General features: G+C 72.5%; 10 protein-coding genes. 3 read left to right on the forward strand and 7 right to left on the reverse strand.

The window, feature by feature from the left end; all coding sequences use genetic code 11:
* Positions 1 to 13 precede the first annotated feature (13 nt).
* On the reverse strand, positions 14 to 499 hold the full coding sequence (locus ACIBPC_RS24640; protein WP_362959897.1) for an ATP-binding protein: 486 nt from the start codon (positions 497 to 499) through the stop codon (positions 14 to 16).
* A gap of 447 nt (positions 500 to 946) precedes the next feature.
* On the opposite strand from ACIBPC_RS24640, the gene ACIBPC_RS24645 reads away from it, so the two are divergent.
* On the forward strand, positions 947 to 2,713 hold the full coding sequence (locus ACIBPC_RS24645) for an ABC transporter ATP-binding protein (protein WP_362959900.1): 1,767 nt from the start codon (positions 947 to 949) through the stop codon (positions 2,711 to 2,713).
* 56 nt (positions 2,714 to 2,769) lie between these two features.
* Here the strand turns inward: ACIBPC_RS24645 and ACIBPC_RS24650 are convergent, their stop codons facing one another.
* The 4 genes from ACIBPC_RS24650 to ACIBPC_RS24665 all read right to left on the reverse strand — a co-directional run bounded on the left by ACIBPC_RS24650 (position 2,770) and on the right by ACIBPC_RS24665 (position 11,413).
* Entirely contained in the window at positions 2,770 to 4,377 is a 1,608-nt protein-coding gene (locus ACIBPC_RS24650; protein WP_398847582.1) for an ABC-F family ATP-binding cassette domain-containing protein, read from the reverse strand.
* A gap of 356 nt (positions 4,378 to 4,733) precedes the next feature.
* On the reverse strand, positions 4,734 to 5,714 hold the full coding sequence (locus tag ACIBPC_RS24655; protein WP_362959906.1) for an acyl-ACP desaturase: 981 nt from the start codon (positions 5,712 to 5,714) through the stop codon (positions 4,734 to 4,736).
* Between the two features lie 137 nt (positions 5,715 to 5,851).
* Positions 5,852 to 8,947 carry an NACHT domain-containing protein gene (locus tag ACIBPC_RS24660; protein ID WP_398847584.1) on the reverse strand — a complete coding sequence of 1,032 codons (3,096 nt, stop codon included), beginning with the start codon at positions 8,945 to 8,947 and terminating at the stop codon, positions 5,852 to 5,854.
* Positions 8,948 to 9,004: 57 nt separating this feature from the next.
* Positions 9,005 to 11,413: a Tex family protein gene (locus tag ACIBPC_RS24665; RefSeq protein WP_398847586.1), complete on the reverse strand. Its 2,409-nt coding sequence runs from the start codon at positions 11,411 to 11,413 to the stop codon at positions 9,005 to 9,007.
* A 203-nt stretch (positions 11,414 to 11,616) separates the two neighbouring features.
* Here ACIBPC_RS24665 and ACIBPC_RS24670 point away from each other — a divergent pair, with 203 nt between their 5' ends.
* Entirely contained in the window at positions 11,617 to 12,249 is a 633-nt protein-coding gene (locus tag ACIBPC_RS24670; RefSeq protein WP_398847588.1) for a TetR/AcrR family transcriptional regulator, read from the forward strand.
* 143 nt (positions 12,250 to 12,392) lie between these two features.
* Positions 12,393 to 12,815, forward strand: a complete 423-nt coding sequence (locus tag ACIBPC_RS24675; protein WP_398847590.1) for an ATP-binding protein — start codon at positions 12,393 to 12,395, stop codon at positions 12,813 to 12,815.
* Between the two features lie 31 nt (positions 12,816 to 12,846).
* On the opposite strand, the gene ACIBPC_RS24680 is transcribed toward ACIBPC_RS24675, so the two are convergent.
* Positions 12,847 to 13,242, reverse strand: coding sequence for a PPOX class F420-dependent oxidoreductase (locus tag ACIBPC_RS24680; protein WP_398847592.1), 396 nt, complete (start codon positions 13,240 to 13,242; stop codon positions 12,847 to 12,849).
* A 112-nt stretch (positions 13,243 to 13,354) separates the two neighbouring features.
* Complete coding sequence (locus ACIBPC_RS24685; RefSeq protein ID WP_398847593.1) at positions 13,355 to 15,223, reverse strand: enoyl-CoA hydratase-related protein; 1,869 nt, start codon at positions 15,221 to 15,223, stop codon at positions 13,355 to 13,357.
* Positions 15,224 to 15,240: the final 17 nt, after the last annotated feature.

A 15,240-nucleotide genomic window follows, 5' to 3' on the forward strand; every position in this document is an offset into this window, starting at 1 on the left:
GCCGGGTCCGGGCTCACAGCCGGTCGAGCGGCAGGGCGGCCCACACCACCTTGCCGCCCGCCGCGGTGGGTTCGACGCCGCACGAGCCGCCGGTCTCGGCGGCGGTCGCCTTGACGAGCAGCAGGCCGCGTCCTCCGGTGCCGTGCCGGTCGGGTGTGACGGCGAGGGCGCGGGGGCGGTAGGGGTGCCCGTCCTCGACCGAAAGCCGCAGCCAGTGGGCGTCCAGGGCCACCTCCACGCCGATCTGGGGGGTGAGGAGGGCGGCGTGCCGTACGGCGTTGGTGACCAGCTCGGAGAGGATCAGCAGGGCGTTGCCGAGCATGTCGGCCGACAGGGGGGCCGCTCTGCGGCGGAGGAGGTCGCGGACGGCGTGCCGGACCTGGGGCACCGACAGGTCGTCCGGGGGGACGGTGAAGCGCCAGGCACCGGCGTGGGGCGCGGGCGTCGCTGCGGGACCTGAGGGGAGCGGGGCGGGCGGGGCGCCGGATCTGCTGTCCATGGTCCGAGTGTTGGCATGTGCCAGGGCGGCATGACGCAGTGACCCCAACTCGTCGTATATCGAGCGGAATTCGAGCACACTCTTTCGATATTGGCGCTATTTAGAACGGATTCGGCCGGAGCGCCCTCGCGCCTTTCGCGCCCCCGGTCACCCGACCGGCCGAGGCGCGTGGTTGCGAACGCCCGGCGGAATGGCACGGGGGCGCACGCCATGCCGTGTTGCGCGACTATACGGAAGTTGCGAGATCGGACCGCTGGGGGATGACACCGCCGCCGTTTCGGAAAGAGTTGGCTCCATACATGGCTACTCTCACCATGTATATGAATTACCGCGAACCTGAAGGAAAAGGGAAGAGTCCACCCGCTATCGACATTTCGGTGAGTGTTCGATCCATTTCGGGGGCAAGGTCATCCCAACTCATTCCCTGGACGTTGGAGTGCTGCTGTCATGGCTCTTCCGCAAGGTCCTCTGGAACACCGTTACCAGGGGGAACACCCGGTGCGGACCCTCGCCTACCTCTTCCGGGAAGACCGCTTGCGGCTTCTCACCGCGGTGCTGGCATTCGTGGTCAAGCACAGCCCGGTGTGGCTGCTGCCGCTGATCACGGCCAACATCATCGACATCGTCGTGGAGCAGCGGCCCATCTCCGAAATGGGCGCCAACACCCTTGTGGTGACGGTGGTCCTGCTGTTGAACTACCCGACCCATCTGCTCTACGTCCGCTGCATGCACGGCAGTGTCCGGCGCGTGGGCACCGGCCTGCGTTCGGCCTTGTGCCGGCGTATGCAGGAGCTGTCCATCGGCTACCACTCACGCGTCAGCGCAAGCGCTCTCCAGACCAAGGTGATCCGTGACGTCGAGAACATCGAGCAGTCGGTCCAGCAGAGCGCGGACACCGGACTCGCCGCCGTCATCACGCTCGTCGGCGGCCTGGTCGTCATCGCGGTACGGGTCCCGGCGGCACTGCCCGCCTTCGTGGTCCTCGTCCCGGCCGCGACCCTCCTGGTCCGCAGGCTGCGCGGCCGATTGCGCAGCCACAACGAGAAGTACCGCCGCCAGGTGGAGCAACTCTCGTCGCGCGTCGGCGAGATGACCAGCCTGATCCCCGTGACGCGCGCCCACGGCCTGGAACGGGCCGCGCTGGTCCGCGTGGACGGCACGCTGCGGCAGGTCCTGTCGGCGGGCATACGGCTCGACCTGCTCAACGGGCACTTCGGCGCCATCGCCTGGATCCTCCTCAACACCATCGGCATCGGCTTCCTGTCGGGCGCCGCGCTGATCTCGTACTACGCCTGGCTGCCGATCACCGCGGGCGACGTGGTGATGCTCAGCACGTTCTTCACCACGCTCACCGGCTCCATGACGATGCTGATGGGCCTCGCGCCGATCATCACCAAGGGCCTGGAGTCGGTGCGTTCGGCGGGCGAGGTCCTGCAGGCGCCCGACCTGGAGATCAACGCGGGCAAGACCGAGGTGTCGGCCGTGAAGGGCCGGCTCGACTTCGAGCACGTCGACTTCCGCTACGACGGCGAGGGCACCGCCGCCGTCACCGACTTCGACCTGTCGGTGCGGCCGGGCGAGACGGTCGCCCTGGTCGGCGCGTCGGGCGCGGGCAAGTCCACCGTGCTCAACCTGCTGATCGGCTTCATCAGACCCGTGTCGGGGCGCATCCTGCTCGACGGCACGGACATGTCCTCGCTCGACCTGCGCAGCTACCGGCGCTTCCTGTCGGTGGTGCCGCAGGAGTCGGTCCTCTTCGAGGGCAGCATCCGGGAGAACGTGGGCTACGGCCTGCCGGACGTGGACGACCAGGCGGTGCGCGCCGCGCTCGCGGACGCGAACGCCCTGGAGTTCGTGGACCGGCTCCCCGCCGGGCTCGACACGGTCGTCGGCGAACGCGGCGCGCGGCTGTCCGGGGGGCAGCGCCAGCGCATCGCGATCGCGCGGGCGCTGATCAGGGACCCGCGCATCCTCGTCCTGGACGAGGCGACGTCCGCGCTCGACACCCGCTCCGAGTCGCTGGTGCAGGAGGCCATGGCACGGCTGATGCGGGGGCGGACGGTGTTCGTCGTCGCGCACCGCCTGTCCACCGTGCGGAACGCGGACCGGATCATCGTGCTGGAGCAGGGCCGCATCCAGGAGATCGGCACGCACGCCGAGCTGCTGCGGCTGGGCGGCGCGTACGCCCGGCTCCAGGCCCGCCAGATGACCTGAGCGGCCCGGGGGCGGCCGGACACCCCGTCCGGCCGCCCCACCGGCCGCCCCCGGCGTCACAGCGGCCCGCCCTCCGTCAGCCCGCCGTCCAGCGTGAGGCGGCGCGTGATGCCCAGGCCGCGCAGGAACGGCAGATCGTGGCTCACGACGAGCAGCGCGCCCCGGTACGACTCCAGCGCCGTCGTGAGGGCGTGCACCCCGGCGAGGTCGAGGTTGTTGGTCGGCTCGTCGAGCAGCAGGAGTTGCGGCGCGGGCTCGGCCAGCATCAGGGCGGCCAGCGAGGCGCGGAAGCGCTCGCCGCCGGAGAGCGTGCCGACCGCCTGGTCGGGACGGTCCCCGCGGAACAGGAACCGCGCGAGCCGCGCCCGCACCTCCTGCGGGGGCGCGTCGGGAGCGAACCGGCGCACGTTCTCCAGGACGCTCGCCGCCGGGTCGAGGAGGTCGAGCCGCTGCGGCAGGTAGCGCAGCGGCACGTGCACCTCGACGGTGCCCGCGGCGGGGGCCGCCAGACCCGCGAGCGTGTCGAGCAGTGTCGTCTTGCCTGCGCCGTTCGGGCCGACGAGCGCGATCCGTTCGGGGCCCACCACGTCGAGCGAGGCGGGCGCGCCGTCCCGGACCGCCAGGTCCCGCACGCTCAGCACGCGGCGGCGCGGCGGCACCTGCGTGTGCGGCAGGTCGACGCGGATCGCGTCGTCGTCCCGGACGGCGTCCTCGGCCTCGGTGAGGCGTTCCCTGGCCCCGGCCAGCCGTTCCTGGTGGAGGCCGAGGAACTTGCCCGCGCTCTGCTGGGCGGCGGACTTGCGCGCCCGCATCACGATCCGGGGCGCGCGGGCGTTCTCGGACGCCTTCCGCGCGCCACGGGCGCGGCCGGCGAGTTTGTCGTGCGCGTCGATGAGTTCGCGCTTCTGGCGGCGCACGTCCGCCTCCGCGGACCGTACGGCGCGCCCGGCGGCGCGCTGCTCGACGGCGAGCGCCGCCTCGTACGCGGAGAACGTCCCGCCGTACCAGGTGATGCCGCCCGCGCGCAGGTCGGCGACGCGGTCGACGCGTTCCAGCAGCTCGCGGTCGTGGCTGACGACCACCAGGACGCCCCGCCAGGCGGTCACCGTGTCGTACAGGCGGTGCCTGGCGGCGAGGTCGAGGTTGTTGGTCGGCTCGTCCAGCAGGAGCACGGACGGGCGGCGCAGCAGCAGCGCGGCGAGGCGCAGCAGGACGGTCTCGCCGCCGGAGACCTGGCCCACGGTGCGGTCGGGCGCGACGTGGGTCAGGCCGAGCTGGTCGAGGGTGGCGCGGGTGCGCTCCTCGATGTCCCAGTCGTCGCCGACGGCGTCGAAGTGCCGGGGCGACGCGTCGCCGTTCTCGATGGCGTGCAGGGCGACGCGGGTGCGGGCGACGCCGAGGACGTCGTCCACGCGGCGCGTGGTGTCGAGGGTGAGGTTCTGCGGCAGGTACCCGACCTCGCCGCCGACGCGGACCGAGCCGGAGGCGGGCGTCAGTTCGCCCGCGACGATGCGCAGCAGCGTGGACTTGCCGCTGCCGTTGAGGCCGACGAGTCCGGTGCGGCCCGGCCCGGCGGCGAAGTCGAGCCCGTCGAACAGCGGGGTGCCGTCCGGCCAGGTGTGGGTGAGGCGGGTGCAGGTGATGTGCACGGCGGAAGCGCTCATGCGGGGTCTCCTGAGGTGTCCGAGGCAGTACGGGGGTGACCTGCGACGTGGAGACACCGGAGCCGGGGGCTGAGCCGACCGGGCGGGGCTGACCGGAGACGACGGGAACGGGCGGGCGCGCGGGCGCGTGCCGGGGCCGTTCGCGTGCGAGGTCGGTGGCGCGGCGCGCGGCTGGAGGACGTACCTACCGGTACGCCTGCCACGTGCTCACGGTGTCCGCGACCTCAGCTTCTCAACGGCCTCTCCCCCGTGCGACGACAGAACGCCCCGACGGTACGGGGGTGCGGCGTGCGGGGGCAACCGGATTCCGGCGGGGCAGGGCCGCCGCCGGATCTTCCTGCGGTGTACGGGGGGGGTTACGGGGTGGTCTTCTGGCCGCGCGCGGCCAGGCGGGCGGCGCGGGCGGCCATGCGCTCCTCGAACGTCCGGGCCTCGGCGTCGAGACCGTTCATGAACAGGCCCAGTTCCTCCTGGGCCTTGAGGCCCTCGGGGCCCAGTCCCGAGACTTCGAGGACCTTGAGGAAGCGGAGGACGGGCTGGAGCACGTCGTCGTGGTGGATGCGCAGGTTGTATATCCCGCCGAGCGCCATGCGGGCGGCGGCGCGCTCGAAGCCGGGGATGCCGTGTCCCGGCATGCGGAAGCGGGTGACGACGTCGCGGACGGCGCACATGGTCTGGTCGGGGGCAAGCTCGAACGCGGCGCGCAGGAGGTTGCGGTAGAAGACCATGTGCAGGTTCTCGTCGGTGGCGATGCGGGCCAGCAGCTTGTCGCACACCGGGTCGCCGGACTCGCGGCCCGTGTTGCGGTGGGAGATGCGGGTGGCCAGCTCCTGGAAGGCGACGTAGGCCACCGAGTGCAGCATGGAGTGGTTGTTGTCGGACTCGTAGCCCTCCGACATGTGGGACATCCGGAAGTTCTCCAGCTCGACCGGATCGACCGCGCGGGTGGTGAGGAGGTAGTCGCGCAGCACGATGCCGTGGCGGCCCTCCTCGGCCGTCCAGCGGTGCACCCAGGTGCCCCAGGCGCCGTTCTGGCCGAAGATGTTGGCGATCTCGCGGTGGTAGCTGGGGAGGTTGTCCTCGGTGAGGAGGTTCACGACGAGGGCGGTGCGGCCGACGTCGGTGACCTTGGACTGGGAGAGGTCCCAGGGCTCGCCCCCGAGGGGACCGTCGAAGTTCCGGCCGTCGCTCCACGGCACGTACTCGTGGGGCATCCAGTCCTTCGCGACGGCGAGGTGCCGGTTCAGTTCCCGCTCGACCACCTCCTCCAGGGCATGGATCAGACGGACGTCGGACCAATCGCCTTGCCTGGTTATCGGAGAGGGGGTGGAGGTCACGAAAGCTCCTGAGCGGGGGACGACGACAACTACCTACGAGACCGTAGGTTACGGCACCGTAAGTTGTCACAGGCCCCTGTGGCAAGGGAAGCGGGGCCCGCGCGAACGTGATTTCGGCGACGCTCGGCATGGCACGGTCAAAGGCTCAGCCCGTACCGGGACGCGGGCACAACGGACACCTCCGCACCCGTCGGGAGGTCGGGAAGAACCGTGTTCGGTTGCGCGGTGGCCACCAGCCTGCGCAGATGCCGCAGGCTGGTGAGCGTGGTCACCTCGTGGCCCTCCGGCATTTCACACACCAGCGTCTCGATATGGGGAAGTACTCGCGCGATCCGATCGAGATCGGTTGTGCGCAGGGAGCCCCACAGCCTCAGTTCCGTGACCTGGGGCAGTTCCACTCGCTGACCCAGCAATGCCCGGAACGTCTCTTCGTTCAGCCTCAACTCCTTGACGCCAGCCTGGTCGATGGCCCGGCAGTCGTCGGCGGTGAATCGCGTCCGTGAGTAACCGAACCACAGCATCCGCAGACGCGGCCAGGTGGCGATCTGCGCGAGGCCGGTGAGCGAGTGGGACCACCCCAGTTCGGTGACCGCTGCGTGCGGCGGCAGGGGACCCATGTCCCGTGCGCCGGTGAGGTTGAGGCTCACTTCCGGGATGTCTCGGAGGCGTTCCAGTCCGTGAAGAGGCCGGTGCTCGTCGAGGCGGATGGAGATCCTCTCGATGCCCCGCCCGACGAGATCGGAGAGATCCGGCGGCACGCCCTCATCGATGAGCAACAACTCCCGCAGCTTTGTGAAATGGCCGAGAGTTCCGGCAGCCCACGGTTCGCTCACGCACAGGTACACGCATCGCGGGGCGAGATCGGCCTCCACGAGGAGCGCGGGATCGATGCTCCAGGCGTGGAAAGCCTGATTCCGGCCTGCCAGATGCGGGATGTGAGCCTCCGAGTTCACGTGGAAACTCACCTCAGGCCCCAAAGCCGGCAGGATCGTGTCCGCGTAGGCGTCCGCGTCGAAGTAGATCCAGGCTTCGGCGAGAAGCTGTTGCACGTCGCCGTCCTCAAAACGGCAGTACGGCTGTAGGCAGGTCAGAGCGGCCTCCCCACCGATATGGCACATCGCCCAGATGACGGGGGTGGCCTCCTCCGCGGGCACACGGTCCGGTCCTGGCAACAGTTCCAGGACCACAGGGCCGATCCTGCCCAGTTCGAAGCCTTCCGTGTACGTTCGGGGTGGCAGCAGTGTTGCCGCGCGGGAAGTCACCAGGTCGCGGGTCGCCGGGTCGAGTTGGGTGGCTTGTTCCAGGCAGGCCATGGCCAGCAGGTGCAGGCGTACGCGGTGGCGTTTCGTCGTATCGCCGCGTTTGACCAGGGCGGTCAGCAACCGTTTGCGTTCTTCCGGGCGGCCGTGGGCGACAGCCATGCGAACGACGTCCTCCCACTGGTCGCGGTGCGCGTTCCTGACCAGGAACGGGATGTCGCGGGCCTCGATCGCCTCACGGGCGCTCAGGTAGTCCTGGAACGTGCGGTGGACGAACTCGATCTGGCCCTCCTCCGGTTCCCGCAGCAGCCCGGAGCGTTCCAGCAGGTAGCCGCAGACTGCCGAGGCGTCGGCCTGGGCGGAGACCTGGGGCATCAGCGGCAGCACCGCGTCGATGACCGCCTCGGCGTCGCTCCTGTCGATCTCCGCGTGGCCGTTGCGGATCAGCCAGTACGCGAGTTTCTGGAGGAGGAGGGTCTGTGTCTCGGCGTCAAGGCGGATCGATGACTGGATGCCCCGCTGGCGGTCGCGGCGTTCCAGGAGCATGCGCAACGCGGCCTCGTAGAGGGCCGTGCGGCCGTGCGGCAGATAGCCGTTGCTCGACCTGTACAGCGCGCACATCACGGCGCACATCAGCGGGTTGGTGGCGAGGCGGGCGAGATCCTGCCGGGAGCGTACGGCGCGGAGCAGGTCCCCGGCGTCCTCATCGGGTGCCCCGGCGGCGCGGTGCCAGCGGCGGATGAAGGTCGCCACGTCCTGCCGCGTCATCGGGGCGAGGGACAGTTCCATGAAGTCGTCGGCCGCCAGCCAGTCCTCGCCCACGGCCGAGGGACGGCCGCTGACCAGTGTGACGTTGCCCGGGAACTCGCGGAGAAGTTCCCGTAGCCAGGTCTTCGCTGTCGCGCGGCCTTCCTCGGGCATCTCGTCTATGCCGTCGATCAGCAGCAGGCCGCGACCGTCCGCGAGGATGCGTTCCACCCATCCGGCGGGTGGGGTGTGCGGGCAGTTCACGGCGGACAGGAAGTCGCCAGGCGGCGGCAGTTCGCGGTCGCCACGGGTCAGCGTGCGCAGCGGGAGGACGAAGGGGACGCAGCCCAGCAGGTGGTGGAGGGGCTCGGGGACGCGGTGTTCGGCCGTGGTGACCGCGAGCCACTGGACGAGCGTCGTCTTGCCCGCGCCCGCGATGCCGCGCAGCAGGACGCGTTCCCGCCCGCGCAGCGCCTCCTCCGCCCGCTGCGGGGCCTGGGCCACGTCGCCCATCGGCCGACTCCTGGTCGTCTCCAGCTGGATGTACGCGTCGTCCAGCGGCCAGTCGTCGTCCAGGTCGAGGCCGAAGACCGTCAACCGCCCGTGGCGGCCCACGAGATAGCGGCGGTAGCGCTCCTCGAACGCGGCGTCCTCCGATGCCCGGTCGGGCAGCCGTGCGGCGAGCAGTTTGAGGGCGTTGAGCGCGCGTTCGCTCTGGCGGGTCTGCTCGACCAGGGTGCGGGCGATGAACGTCGAGCGGCGCGTGAAGAAGTTGATGATGTGCAGGCAGGCGAGCGTGGTCATGGAGGCGCAGAAGTCCTCCTCGCGGGCGCTGAGGCCCCGGCGGGCCGTCTCCGTGGCCGGCTCGGTGAGCGCCCGCGCGAGGGCGTCAGGGCCGAGGCGTACGGCCTGTACGTCGTCCATGTCCAGCGTGCCGAGCCGTCCGAGGCGGGCCGCCAGGACGTCCGTCAGCACGTCGCGTTGCTTCTGCAGCCCGGCCGCCTCCGGGCCGAAGGCGGCGAGCCCCCGGTCGGTGATCTCCCCGGCGAGCGACCGGAGATCGTCCGGCGTCAGCGCGTCCTTCTCCGCGCCGAGGGCGACCAGCGCGTCCAGTCTCACCGGCCGGTCCGCCAGCCCCGCCCCCGGCAGTTTGGGCCTGAACAGCCGTTTCACCAGCGGTCCGAGCGCGCTCGAAGCCAGCCGTACGCCCACCGTCGTCGCATCCATGCGTGACCTCCCCGCGCCGCAGCGTACTCGCGCGGGGAGGTCCGGGTGGGCGGTCCGTCAGCGCGGTTTGCGGTCCGAGCGGACGAGACCGGCGCGGCGCAGCGCGTCGGCCATGGCGCTGTTCGCGGGCGGCGGGGCGCTGTCGCGGCGCTGCTGGCCGCCACCGCCCCTCCGGTCGCGCTGGCGCGGGGCGCCGCCGCGCCGGTCGCCACGGTCGGGCCGCTCGCCACGGTCGGCGCGGTCCTCGCGCGTCCTGCCGCCACCGGCGGGCCGTTCGTCGTCCAGGCGCAGCGTGAGCGAGATGCGCTTGCGCGGCACGTCCACGTCGAGCACCTTGACCTTCACGATGTCGCCCGGCTTCACGACCTCGCGCGGGTCGGAGACGAACTTCCGCGACATCGCCGAGACATGGACCAGGCCGTCCTGGTGCACGCCGACGTCCACGAAGGCCCCGAACGCGGCGACGTTGGACACCACGCCCTCCAGGACCATGCCCGGCTCCAGGTCGCCGATCTTCTCGACGCCCTCCTTGAACTGCGCGGTGCGGAACGCCGGTCGCGGGTCGCGGCCCGGCTTCTCCAGCTCGCGCAGGATGTCCGTGACGGTCGGCAGGCCGAACGTGTCGTCCACGAAGTCGGCGGGCTGCAGGGCGCGGAGCGCCGCCGTGTTGCCGACGAGCGCGGGCACGTCCCCGCCGGTCGCCGTCACCATGCGGCGGACGACCGGGTACGCCTCCGGGTGCACCGAGGAGGCGTCGAGCGGGTCGTCGCCGCCCCGGATGCGCAGGAAGCCCGCGCACTGCTCGAACGCCTTCGGGCCAAGCCGGGCCACGTCCTTCAGGGAACGGCGGCTGGCGAACGGGCCGTTGGCGTCGCGGTGGGCCACGATGTTCTCGGCCAGCGTGCCGCTGACGCCGGAGACGCGGGCCAGCAGCGGCACGGACGCGGTGTTGACATCCACGCCCACGCCGTTCACGCAGTCCTCGACCACGGCGTCCAGCGAGCGCGACAGCTTCACCTCGGACAGGTCGTGCTGGTACTGGCCGACGCCGATGGAACGCGGGTCGATCTTCACCAGTTCGGCCAGCGGGTCCTGGAGCCTGCGGGCGATGGACACGGCGCCGCGCAGCGACACGTCGAGGTCGGGGAGTTCCTGCCCGGCGTAGGCGGACGCGGAGTAGACGGAGGCGCCGGCCTCGGAGACGACCATGCGGGAGAGCCCGGCGTCCGGGAGCTTGGCGATCAGTTCGCCGGCGAGCTTGTCCGTCTCGCGGGACGCGGTGCCGTTGCCGATGGCGATCAGCTCGACGTGGTGCGCGGTGACGAGGGCGGCGAGGCGGGTGAGGGCCTCGTCCCAGCGGCGGTGCGGCGCGTGCGGGTAGATCGTGTCGGTCGCGGCGACCTTGCCCGTGGCGTCGACCACGGCGACCTTGACGCCGGTGCGCAGGCCGGGGTCGAGGCCCATGGTGGCGCGGGTCCCGGCGGGGGCGGCGAGCAGCAGGTCGCGGAGGTTCGCGGCGAAGACGCCGACCGCGTCGTCCTCGGCGGCGGTGCGCAGGCGGGTGCGCAGGTCGATGCCGAGGTGGACCAGGATGCGGGTGCGCCAGGCCCAGCGGACCGTTTCGGCGAGCCAGGCGTCGGCGGGGCGGCCGCGGTCCTGCACGCCGAAGCGGTGGGCGATGGCCCGTTCGTACGAGGAGGGGCCGGTCGCGGCGGCGTCGGCGGCCGGTTCGGGGTCGAGCGTCAGGTCGAGGACGCCCTCCTTCTCGCCGCGGAACATGGCGAGGACCCGGTGCGAGGGCAGGTCGGTGAAGGGCTCGGAGAAGGCGAAGTAGTCGGCGAACTTGGCGCCTTCGGTCTCCTTGCCCTCGCGGACGGCGGAGACGACGCGGCCCGAGGTCCACATCTTCTCGCGCAGCTCGCCGAGGAGGTCGGCGTCCTCGCCGAACCGCTCGGTGAGGATGGCCCGCGCGCCCTGGAGCGCCGCGTCGGCGTCGGCGACGCCCCGTTCGGCGTCCACGTACGCGGCGGCGGCCTCCTGGGGGACCGTGGCGGGGTCGGTGAGCAGGGCGTCCGCCAGCGGTTCGAGACCGGCCTCGCGGGCGATCTGGGCCTTGGTGCGGCGCTTGGGCTTGAACGGGAGGTAGATGTCCTCCAGGCGCGCCTTGGTGTCGGCGGCGCGGATGGTGGCTTCGAGTGCCTCGTCCAGCTTGCCCTGGGAGCGCACGGACTCCAGGACGGCCTCGCGGCGTTCCTCCAGTTCCCGCAGGTAGCGCAGCCGTTCCTCCAGCGTGCGCAGCTGCGCGTCGTCCAGGGTGCCGGTGACCTCCTTGCGGTAGCGGGCGATGAACGGCACCGTCGCGCCGCCGTCCAGCAGGCCGACGGCCGCCTGGACCTGCCCCTCCCGTACGCCCAGCTCCTCGGCGATCCTGTTCTCGATGGACCGGCCTGCGACGGACTGTGTCACGATCACGCTCCGCTTTCCCGGCGCCCTGTGCGCCGCGCTGTGCATTCTGACAGGCGCCGCCGACAACGGGCGGGTTCCCGCCGCACGCGGCACGTCGCGTGCCGGTCACGCACCGCTGATGCCGCGGCCGGTGGGCTCGCTCCGCGTGGTCGCCGGCACGCGGAGGGTCGGGCGGGGCGCGCGGGTCCCCGTACGATGCCTGCATGGGTTCCGACGGGACGTCCCCTGGGTTGCGCCAGGTCCGGAAGCAGCGCACCCACGACGAGTTGCTGCGCGCGGGGCTCGATCTTTTCCTCGCGCACGGGTACGGCCGGACGACGGTGAGCGACATCGCGCAGCGTGGCGATGTGTCCGAACGCACTTTCTTCCGCTACTTCGCGAGCAAGGAGGACCTGGTCCTCCACCCGCTGCGGGACGCCAGCAGCGCGTTCCGGGACGAGGTGGCGCGCAGGCCCGCCGCGGAGGGGCCGTTCGAGGCGCTGCGGGAGGGGGCCCGCGTCACGGTCACCGGCATCGTCGAGGAACCGATGGGGCTGTGCCTGTCAGCCCTGCGGGTGATCTGCGCGGACCCGGGCGCACGGGTGGCCTGTCTGCGGTTCGGGCTTGAGGAGCAGTTGCTGCTGGGGACGGTGCTGGCGCGCCGGGAGGGCACGGCGCCGGGTGATCCGCGGCCGACGCTGCTGGCGGGTGTCTACTTCGTGACCGCACTTCAGGCGGTGTTCAGCTGGGACGGGGACCTGAGTGTCGACGCCGAGCGGCTGGTCGGCGCGGCCGACGCGCACATGGCGGCGCTCCGCTCCGCTCTGGCCGCCGACTGGCGGGGCGACGGGCGCTGACGCACGGCGCGAAGACGCCGCCGCGCGTTCCGGAACCTGATCGTCAGTCAACTGGACTGTCCCGCGAGTGATATGAACTCCCCACGCGTGGCTGTATCTCCCTGCCGCCCGCCGTTCGCGGAGAGACGAGTTCAGGAGGGACCATGACGCTCACCACCCCGGGTACCGGAACCCGGCGGCTCACCCACAGCTGGCTGCTGACCGCGCGCCGGGAGGACCTGGCGCGCTTCCGCCGCCTGGCCTCGGTCGCGCTGCGCGCGTGGGACCAGCCGCCGCACGTGGTGGAGGTGGTGCTGCACGGCGTCACCGAGCTGCTGGCGAACGTGTCGCGGCACGTGGACAATCCGCGCTGCACCCTCGAACTCACCGACCTGGGCGGCGCCGTGCGCGTGACGGTGCACGACCGGTCGCCGGTGCTGCCGCGGATCACCCTCCCCGACTGGACCGCCGAGGAGGGCCGCGGCCTGTGGCTGCTGCGGGAGATGGCCGACGAGCTGGGCTTCGAGCGGACGGACGAGGGCAAGCGCGTCTGGGTCCGCGTCTCGTCGGACGCCGGGTACCGGTAGCGCTCTCCCCCGGTTCCGCGCGCCGCCGGCCTCAGACGGAGAAGCCGGAGATCCTCAGCGGCGTCACCCGGACGATCAGCCGGACGACGTCGTCCGGCTCGGCGGGCGGGTCCTCGCCGAGGTACTTGCGCGAGAGCGTGCGCGGAAGCGACTTCCCTGGGTCCTCGATCACTTCGGCGGTGCCCCGGATGTCCACCGAGTGGTACGGGTTCCCGCTGTCGTAGACGGTGAGGCTGACCCGCGGGTCCCGTCTGATGTTCCGGGCCTTCTGCCGCCCTTCGGTGGTGGAGAACAGCACCGAGTCCCCGTCTCTCGCGATCCAGACCAGCGAGGTCTGCGGCCCGCCGTCCCGGTTGAGCGTCGCGACGGTGGCGAAGTTCCTCCCGTCCAGAAGCCTGCGTGTCTCCTCGTCCAACGGCACTGCCACGGCTGGATCCTCCTGATCGACGTTCCGTTACCTCTCGCTCACCGAGAACGCATGCGCGGGCCGACTTCTTCCCGAGGGCGCGTCGGATCACGGCGGCGGGTGCCGGTACGTCTCATCCGGTGGCGTGTGCGAGGAGGTCGGGGAGGTTGGGGGGTGGGGTGAAGCGTTCGCCGTGGCGGGTGGCGTGGGCGGCGAAGTCGGGCTGTGACAGGGCGAATCGGATGACGCCGCCCGTCCAGGTGGGGAAGCCCGCGCCCAGGAGCGAGCCGATGTCGGCGTCCGCCGCGGAGGAGACGACGCCCTCGTCCAGCAGGCGGAGTGCCTCGATGACCGGGGCGAGCAGCAGCCGTTCGCGCAGATCGGCGAACGGCGGGGCGTCACCGGCGCGTTCGAAGTGCTCACGCAGGCCGGGCCACAGGCGGGTGCGGCGGCCTTCCGCGTACTCGTGGAAACCGGCGCCCGCCGCGCGGCCCGGGCGGCCCAGGCCGGACATCCGGTCGAGCACCGCGCAGGCGGGAAGCAGCGTCGGGCCCAGCTCGTCCGCCAGGGCGAGGACCGGCGTCGGGAAACCGGCCTGGGCGGCGGCCTGTTCGATGGACGGGGCGGGGACGCCCTCGGCGACCATGGCCAGGCCCTCGGCGAGGAAGCGGCCCGTCAGGCGGTCGGCGAACGGGCCGCGCACGACGAGCGGCGTACGGCCGAGGCGTACGGCCAGTTCGCCGGCGCGGGCCGCGGCCGCGTCGTCCGTCGCGGCGCCGCGCACGATCTCGGCCAGCGGCATGCCGTCCACGACGGCGTGCAGGCGCAGGCCCACGAGCGCGTGAGGCCCGCGCAGTTCCTTCGCGAGGTCGGCGAGCGGCGGCACCGGACCGGTCGCGCACAGCAGCGCGCCGGGAACGGCGCTCTCCTCGGCCCGGCGCAGGAGCGCGCCGGTCCCGGCGGCGTCGCCGTCCCCCGTCACGAGGACGATGTCGCACCCGGCGGGGTCGCCCACCGCGACATCGGCGCCCGCCTCCGCGCACAGGCGGACGGTCTCCTCGCCGCGCGCCCCCGTGCCGAGGACGGCGATCCGGCCGCCGGACGCGGCGGCCGGGCGCGGGGCGGCGGCGCGCACGGCGGCCAGCTCGGTGTGGAACGCGCGGACCATGTCCGCCGCGACGGGCCCGGCGGCGACCTCGGCCGCGTACCGGGCCTCCACGGTCACGGCCGTCGCGAGGTCCACCTGCGCGCCCTCGACCGCGGCCGCCAGGATCGCGCGGGGCGCCGGGGCGGGCGCGCCGCCGGTCCTGCGGCGCAGCAGCGCGGGGAGCGACGGCAGCAGCGCGGCGAACGCCGGATCGGCCGGGGTGCCGCCGGGGATGCGGTGGCCGGGGGTGTCCCACGGCTGGCGCGGGTCGGGGGCGGAGTCGATCCAGGCGCGGGCGCGGGCGGTCATGTCGTCGTGGTCGCGGGCGAGTTCGTCGACGAGGCCGATCTCGAAGGCGCGGGCGGGCGTGTGGGGCGCGCCGTCGAGGAGGACGTGGCGCAGCGCGTCGGCGATGCCGAGGAGGCGGACCGTCCTGGTGACGCCGCCGCCGCCCGGCAGCAGGCCGAGGCGGACACCGGGCAGGCCGACGCGGCTGCCGGGGGCGTCCACGGCGACGCGGCGGTGGCAGGCGAGCGCCGTCTCCAGCACGCCGCCGAGCGCGTCGCCGCCCAGCGCCGCGACGACCGGGCGGCCGAGGGTCTCGATGCGCCGCAGGTCGCGGGCCGCGCGGGTGGCGGCGTCGAAGACGCGGCGGGCGGTGTCGGGTCCCGCGTCGTGGAGGCGGGCGGGGTCGCCGGTGAGGAACGCGTCTCCCGCCAGGACGAGGATGACGCCGCGGAGCGTCGCCGCCTCCGCCGCGAGCCGGTCGGCGGCCGAGGTGAGGGCGTCCGGGTCGCCGGGGTCGGCGAGGGTGAGCGTGACGATGCCGTCGGGGTCGCGGTGCCAGTCGGGCACGGGGCTCTCCTGAGTGT

The organism is Streptomyces sp. NPDC049879, from assembly GCF_044461265.1.
In the GTDB taxonomy this organism is placed as follows: domain Bacteria; phylum Actinomycetota; class Actinomycetes; order Streptomycetales; family Streptomycetaceae; genus Streptomyces.

Bases quoted from the DNA above. Each gene is read 5' to 3' on its own strand.
- ACIBPC_RS24640 (WP_362959897.1), bottom strand. From the start codon at position 499: ATGGACAGCAGATCCGGCGCCCCGCCCGCCCCGCTCCCCTCAGGTCCC.
- ACIBPC_RS24645 (WP_362959900.1), top strand. From the start codon at position 947: ATGGCTCTTCCGCAAGGTCCTCTGGAACACCGTTACCAGGGGGAACAC.
- ACIBPC_RS24650 (WP_398847582.1), bottom strand. From the start codon at position 4,377: ATGAGCGCTTCCGCCGTGCACATCACCTGCACCCGCCTCACCCACACC.
- ACIBPC_RS24660 (WP_398847584.1), bottom strand. From the start codon at position 8,947: ATGGATGCGACGACGGTGGGCGTACGGCTGGCTTCGAGCGCGCTCGGA.
- ACIBPC_RS24670 (WP_398847588.1), top strand. From the start codon at position 11,617: ATGGGTTCCGACGGGACGTCCCCTGGGTTGCGCCAGGTCCGGAAGCAG.
- ACIBPC_RS24675 (WP_398847590.1), top strand. From the start codon at position 12,393: ATGACGCTCACCACCCCGGGTACCGGAACCCGGCGGCTCACCCACAGC.